The organism is Desulforamulus putei DSM 12395 (assembly GCF_900129195.1).
In the GTDB taxonomy this organism is placed as follows: domain Bacteria; phylum Bacillota; class Desulfotomaculia; order Desulfotomaculales; family Desulfotomaculaceae; genus Desulfotomaculum; species Desulfotomaculum putei.
The window spans coordinates 23,548-30,354 of sequence record NZ_FQUY01000028.1 but is presented as its reverse complement, the minus strand read 5'-3'; the positions used below and the strand labels follow the sequence as shown (position 1 = coordinate 30,354).

General features: G+C 55.7%; 5 protein-coding genes. All 5 read left to right on the top strand.

Going from position 1 to position 6,807, the window contains the following annotated elements:
• Positions 1–3,017, top strand: a 3,017-nt coding sequence (locus tag BUB67_RS13910; RefSeq protein WP_073240015.1) for an FAD-dependent oxidoreductase, incomplete at its 5' end; no start/stop codon positions are given.
• Positions 3,018–3,522: 505 nt separating this feature from the next.
• Entirely contained in the window at positions 3,523–3,945 is a 423-nt protein-coding gene (locus BUB67_RS13905) for a hydrogenase iron-sulfur subunit (RefSeq protein ID WP_159431848.1), read from the top strand.
• 11 nt (positions 3,946–3,956) lie between these two features.
• Positions 3,957–4,901, top strand: coding sequence for a 4Fe-4S dicluster domain-containing protein (locus tag BUB67_RS13900; RefSeq protein WP_073240013.1), 945 nt, complete (start codon positions 3,957–3,959; stop codon positions 4,899–4,901).
• Positions 4,902–4,918: 17 nt separating this feature from the next.
• On the top strand, positions 4,919–5,923 hold the full coding sequence (locus BUB67_RS13895; RefSeq protein WP_073240012.1) for a 4Fe-4S dicluster domain-containing protein: 1,005 nt from the start codon (positions 4,919–4,921) through the stop codon (positions 5,921–5,923).
• Between the two features lie 21 nt (positions 5,924–5,944).
• Positions 5,945–6,778, top strand: a complete 834-nt coding sequence (locus BUB67_RS13890; protein WP_073240011.1) for an FAD/NAD(P)-binding protein — start codon at positions 5,945–5,947, stop codon at positions 6,776–6,778.
• Positions 6,779–6,807 lie beyond the last annotated feature (29 nt).

Sequence of the window (6,807 nt, the reverse complement as noted above, 5' to 3'; positions counted from 1 at the left end):
ATAAAACAGGAGCCGTATTAGTGGTGGGCTCCGGCATAGCCGGTATCCAGGCCTCATTGGACCTGGCGGAATCCGGCTACTACGTGTACCTGGTGGAAAAAGAGCCGGCCATTGGCGGGACCATGCCGATGCTGGACAAAACCTTTCCCACCAACGACTGCTCCATGTGCATCCTGTCTCCCAAGCTGGTAGACTGCGGGAGACACCTGAATGTAAAGACCCTGACCAACTCCGAAGTAACGGGGGTGGAAGGAGAACCAGGGAACTTCAAAGTCACCGTTAAAACCAAAGCCCGTTACATTGATGTGGCCAAATGCACCGGCTGCGGCAGCTGCGCCGATGCCTGCCCGGTCAAAGTAGACGACGCCTTCAACCAGGGATTAAGCAAGCGGAAAGCCATCTACAAACTGTACGCCCAGGCCTATCCCAACGCCTACGCCATCGACAGCAGCAAATGCCTGAAATTTAAAAACCTGAACAACGACAAACTCTGCGGCAAATGCTTAAAAGTATGCCAGGCCGGAGCCATCAACCACCACATGCAGGACGAAGAAACCCAAATCGAAGTAGGCTCCATTCTGCTGGTACCGGGTTTTGAAACCTTCGACCCGGAACAACTGAAACTATACAAATACGGCGAACTGAAAAACGTCGTCACCTCCCTGGAATTCGAACGCATCCTGAGCGCATCGGGCCCCTTTGGCGGCCACCTGGTGCGGCCCAGCGACCATAAAGAGCCCGCCAAGATCGCCTGGATCCAGTGCGTAGGCTCCCGGAACTGCCGGATCAACCATGGCTACTGCTCCTCAGTATGCTGTATGTACGCCATCAAACAATCCGTCATTGCCAAAGAACATGCTGACTACGACCTGAACACCAGCATCTTCTACATGGACATGCGGACCTACGGCAAAGAATTTGAAAAATACTACGAGCGCTCCAAAAAACAATACGGCGTCAACTTCATCCGGAGCCGCGTTTACGGCCTGGACCCCGGCGAAAACGACAACGTTAAAATTCGCTACGCCCTGGAAGACGGTACAGTTATTACCGAAGAATTCGACATGGTGGTACTGTCCGTAGGTTTAGAACCCAACAAAGCGGCAGTAGAACTGGCCAAGCAGCTGGGCGTAGAACTGAACCAATACAACTTTGCGGCGGTACCGCAACTGACCGGGGTGGCCACCAACAAACCGGGTATCTACGTGGCCGGCGCCTTCAGCGGCCCCAGAGACATTCCTGAGACCGTCATGCAGGCCAGCGCCGCCGCCGGAGAAATCCAAAAACTCCTGGCGGAAGCCAAAGGCACCCTGACCAAAGTCAAAGAATACCCGGCACAAAAAGACGTGGCGGGAGAAATCGTGCGCACCGGCGTCTTCGTCTGCCACTGCGGCATCAACATCGGCAGCGTCGTAGACGTACCCTCGGTGGCCGAATACGCCAGGACCCTGCCGGGCGTTGTATATGCCACCGACAAACTATACGCCTGCTCCCAGGACGCCAGCGCCCAAATAAAAGAAGCCATTGAACAATACGGCTTAAACCGCATCGTCGTGGCCTCCTGCAGCCCGCGTACCCACGAGCCCATGTTCCAGGAAACCCTGAAAGAGGCAGGCTTAAACCCGCACCTCTTTGAAATGGCCAACATCCGGGACCACTGCTCCTGGGTACACCAAAACGAACCGGCAAAAGCCACCGAAAAAGCCAAAGACCTGGTCAAAATGGCCGTTAAAAAAGCAGCCCTGTTAGAACCTGTACAACCCATCACCCTGCCCATGAACCACGACGCGCTGGTCATAGGCGGCGGCGTGGCGGGTATGAACGCAGCCCTCAACCTGGCCGACCAGGGTTACCAAGTCTACCTGGTGGAAAAAGCGGAAGAACTGGGCGGCATCGCTAAACGCATCCGCTACGGCATGGGCGGCGAAGACATTCAAGCCTACCTGAACCAACTGATTGACCAAGTTAAGAACCATGACAAAATCAAAGTGTACACCGGCACAACCGTGACAGACGTACACGGCTTCATGGGCAACTACGAAACCGAACTCTCCAACGGAGAACAAATCAAGCACGGGGTTGCCATCATCGCCACCGGCGCAGCCGAATACAAGCCGAAGGAATACCTCTACGGTCACAACACCCGGGTGCACACCCTGTTAGAACTGGAAAGCATGATTGCCGAAGGCAAACTCAAGAACTCCAACAACTTCGTCTTCATCCAGTGCGTGGGCAGCCGGGACGACGAGCGGCCCTACTGCAGCCGCATCTGCTGCACCAAGGCCATCAAACAAGCCCTGAAAATCAAAGAAATGAAGCCGGGCGCCAACGTCTACATCCTGTACCGTGACATCCGGACCTACGGCTACTTCGAAGACCTGTACACCGAAGCCCGCCGCAAGGGCGTCATCTTCGTACGATACAGCGTAGACAACAAACCGAAGGTAGAAGAAACTTCCACCGGCACCAAAGTAACCTTCGTGGACCACGTCCTGAACCGGCCCATCGAAATCTACGCGGATATCATCGGCCTGGCCAGCGCCATCGTACCCAACGACAACACCGGGCTGTCCAAACTGTTCAAAGTACCGGTAAACGCTGAAGGCTTCTTCCTGGAAGCCCACCTGAAACTGCGGCCGGTGGACTTTGGCACCGACGGCGTCTTCATGTGCGGCCTGGCCCACGGGCCCAAAAACCTGGAAGAAAACATCGCCCAGGCCAAAGCCGCAGCGGGACGTGCCGCCACCGCCTTGGCCAAACAAAACATCCAGACCGACGGCAAGGCAGCCTTTGTCAACAAACGCAAGTGCATGGCCTGCGGCGTCTGCGTGGAAGTCTGCCCGGCCAAAGCAGCCACCCTGGTCACCGACGAACGGGGCAACACCGCCGCCGAAATCAACCCGGCCCTGTGCAAAGGCTGCGGCGCCTGCTCCTCCTCCTGCCGCTGCGGCGCCATCAACGTCAAAGGCTGCAGCAACGAGCAGATCATCGCCATGGTGCAGGCGGTAAGCTGGTAGACCTGCGGGTCATCCTCTGGGGTCCAGCCTTCAGCTGTCGGCCATCAGCCGTCAGCTTTTGGGGTCAGGCCTTTGGCCGTTAGCCATTAGCCGCTGGCCTTAGAGGGCTGGTAAAAGCCCCGGAGTTGTACCGAACGGACACAACAGAAAGACGAGGTCAGAGCGGTGCGCAGCACCGCCTGACCTAAAGAAAAAAGCCGACCCTGCGGAGACATCGTTACCGCTGAAACAGGGTACCACCGATGAAAACATTAAATAGCTAACCCGGAGGCATGGTGTTATCCGCAGCGAGCGACTTTGCGGAGCGAGCGTGGATAATACCACGCCGGGGTAGCTACCACATAGAACTTAAGACAACCCAAGACCCAAGAGTAACGACCCAAAAACCTACCTAAAGAACTATCTAAAACAAACACCTTAAAATACAAACCAAAAGCACAAAACCAACAGCCAAAAAGCTGATGGCTGAAAGCTGTAGCTGACAGCTGACACAGGAGGGAAGAAAATGGCCGAACAAGAACCCAAAATTGTCGCGTTTCTCTGCAACTGGTGCAGCTATGCGGGCGCAGACCTGGCAGGGGTAGGCCGGCTGCAATACCCCCCGAACGTGCGCGTTGTGCGCGTACCCTGCTCCGGACGCATCAACCCGCTGTTTATCATTGCCGGCCTGAGATCCGGCGCTGATGCAATACTGACCTCCGGTTGACACCCCGGCGACTGCCACTATGTTAGTGGCAACCTGGTAGCCCGTCGTAAATTCGCCCTGTTAAAGAACCTGTTAAACTACATGGGCATAGAAAAGGACCGTGTCAACTTCACCTGGGTATCCGCCTCCGAAGGGGCAAGATTTGCGGAACTCATTACCGACTTAACCGGCAAAGTCAAAGCCATGGGGCCCAACAAGGGACTATTTCGCAAAGCGGAGTGAGGTGAGAGGGAATGAACACAACCGAAAAGATAAGAGAAACTGCCAAAAAACTTTTAGCCGACAAAAAAGTGGACCTGGTGGTGGGATTTGCCCAGGGAAGTCTGCCCCTCCGCAGCACCCCGTACTTTGCCAGAACCCCTGAAGAGGCAGAAAACCTGATCTGGAGCGCCACCTGCGAAAACAACCTGGCCAACTTTCTGAGAAAACGCCCGGAAAAAACAGCGGTCATCGCCAAAGGCTGTGACGTGCGGGCCATCGTGGGCCTCATCAAAGAAGGCCAGATCAACAAAGACAACCTGACCATCATTGGCGTACCCTGCGAAGGCATGGTGGACCGCAAACAAATCTGCGAACTGGTGGGCGGCAAAGACATCCTGGAAGTCACCGACACCGGCGCCGAACTGATACTAAAGGGCAAAGACTTCGAACAGACCGTCGCCAAAGCCGACGTCATGTTCGGCTCCTGCAAGACCTGCCGGTACAACACCCCGGTACTCTTTGACGAACTGATCGGCGAAGCCGTTCCGGCCAGAGAAGCCGACTACGGCGACATCGAAGCCTTTGAAGCCTTAAGTGCCGAAGAGCGGAACGCCTACATCGCCCAAGAAATGCAAAAATGCATCCGCTGCTACGCCTGCCGGCAGGCCTGCCCCATGTGCTACTGCAGCGAATGCTTCGTTGACTGCGGATCCCCCGCCTGGATTGGCAAAAGCGCCAAGAGCGTGGACGACAACGCCCTCTTCCAGGCCGTGCGAGTCTTTCACCTGGCCGGCCGCTGTGTGGACTGCGGCGCCTGCGAAAGAGCCTGCCCCATGGGCATCAAACTATCCCTGTTAAACCGCAAGATGGTCAAAGACGTCAAAGAACTCTTTGGCGCCGAAGCGGGCGTCAGCCTGGAAGACCCACCGGCCTTAAATACCTTCAAGTTCGAAGACAAAGAAGACTTCTTGCTATAGGAGTGAGGTGAAAAAGGATGATCATAAACAAAAACGAAATACCAAGTTTACTTGACAAACTGGCAGCTGAATACCGGGTGATGGCGCCGGTGAAAAAGAACGGCCTGGTGGAATTCGCGGCCATTAAAAGCGGAGAAGAAGCCTGCCTGACCTATGCCAACACCAAAAAACCCGGCAAAGAAATCCTTTTCCCTCAGTCCGAAGAGCTGTTCAACTACACCGTGGATGCTGAAGGAGTAAGGATGCAAGACAACGTTGATCCGACGTCCACCATCGTATTCGGCATGCGTCCCTGCGACGCCAAATCCCTGGTGCTGCTGGACAACGTCTTTAAAAACGACCAGTACGAAGATGTCTACTACCTGACCCGAAGGAATAACACCCTGATCGTGGGACTGGGCTGCAACGAACCGGCGGCCACCTGCTTCTGCAGCAGCATGGCCTGCGGACCCTTCTCCAAAGAAGGCAGCGACATCTTCCTGACCGACATTGGCGAAGCCTATGTGGTGGAAGGTATCAGCGAAAAGGGCAAAGAACTTTTAGCCAAACTTGGCCTGGCCGAAGCCGGCGCAGAAGCCAGAGCCGCTGCGGCCAAACTGCAGCAAGAAGTCAAAGCCGACGGAACCATTAACATCGAAGGGTTGAGCGACAAACTGGGAGGCATGTTTGAACATCCCTTCTGGGACCGGCTGCACGAAAAATGCCTGGGCTGCGCCGCCTGCACCTACCTGTGCCCCACCTGCCATTGCTTTGACATTGCAGACGAGGCCAAAGACTGCAACGGCTGCCGGGTGAGAAACTGGGATGCCTGCATGTTCCCGCTGTTCACCCTGCACGGCTCCGGCCACAACCCGAGACCCAACGGCAAAGCTCGCTGGAGACAAAGACTCATGCACAAATTCAACTACTTTGTAGAACGATACAACGCCACCGCCTGCGTTGGTTGCGGTAGGTGCATCAAAAACTGTCCTGTAAACCTGGATATTCGCCAGGCCCTGGCTGATATCCGGGCATTGGACTAGCGGAAGCGAGGTTGAAAAAAGATGAGAAACCCCTATCTACCGCTGCCGATGAAACTGGTGAAAAACTTCACCGAGACATCCGACAAGTTAATTCACACCTTCACCTTTGAATTCTTAAACGAACAAGATGCCGAGAACTTCCAATACCGGCCCGGGCAATTTGCGGAAGTCATGGTTTACGGCAAAGGGGAAGCCCCCTTTGGCATTGCCTCTTCCCCCACCGAGAAAGGCATTCTGAAATTCTCCGTGGCCAAAGTGGGCGTGGTGTCCACCGCCCTGCACATGCTGGAAGAAGGGACCATCGTAGGCGTCCGGGGACCCCTGGGCAACAGCTACCCGCTGGAGCAGCTGAAGGGCAAAAGCCTGACCATCATCGGCGGCGGCTTTGCCTTCACCACCCTGCGCTCCACCATCCAGTACATCCTGGACCCGGCCAACCGTGGGGACTACGGCGACCTGACCGTCATCTACGGTGCCCGGAACCCCGGCCTGTTGCTGTACAAGGACGAACTGGCGGCATGGGATGCCAGGAGCGACATCAACCTGATCACCACCATTGACCGGGAAGTGGAAGGTTGGACCGGTCGCGTGGGCTTCATCCCCACCGTCACCAAAGAAGTGGCGCCCAAGAGCGACTATGCCATCATCTGCGGACCGCCGGTGATGATTAAATTCACCCTGCCGGTACTGGTAGAATGCGGCTTCACCCCGGACCGGATCATCATGAGCCTGGAAAACCGGATGAAGTGCGGCATTGGCATGTGCGGCCGCTGCAACGTGGGCAGCAAATATGTCTGCAAGGACGGCCCGGTGTTCACCAAGGAACAGCTGGACCGGCTGCCCAATGAATATTAATTAAAAAATTCAGGGACTGGTGTTGTTAC

Excerpts from the sequence above, each read along its gene's own strand:
- BUB67_RS13890 (WP_073240011.1), top strand. The coding sequence starts at position 5,945 with ATGAGAAACCCCTATCTACCGCTGCCGATGAAACTGGTGAAAAACTTC.
- BUB67_RS13895 (WP_073240012.1), top strand. The coding sequence starts at position 4,919 with ATGATCATAAACAAAAACGAAATACCAAGTTTACTTGACAAACTGGCA.
- BUB67_RS13900 (WP_073240013.1), top strand. The coding sequence starts at position 3,957 with ATGAACACAACCGAAAAGATAAGAGAAACTGCCAAAAAACTTTTAGCC.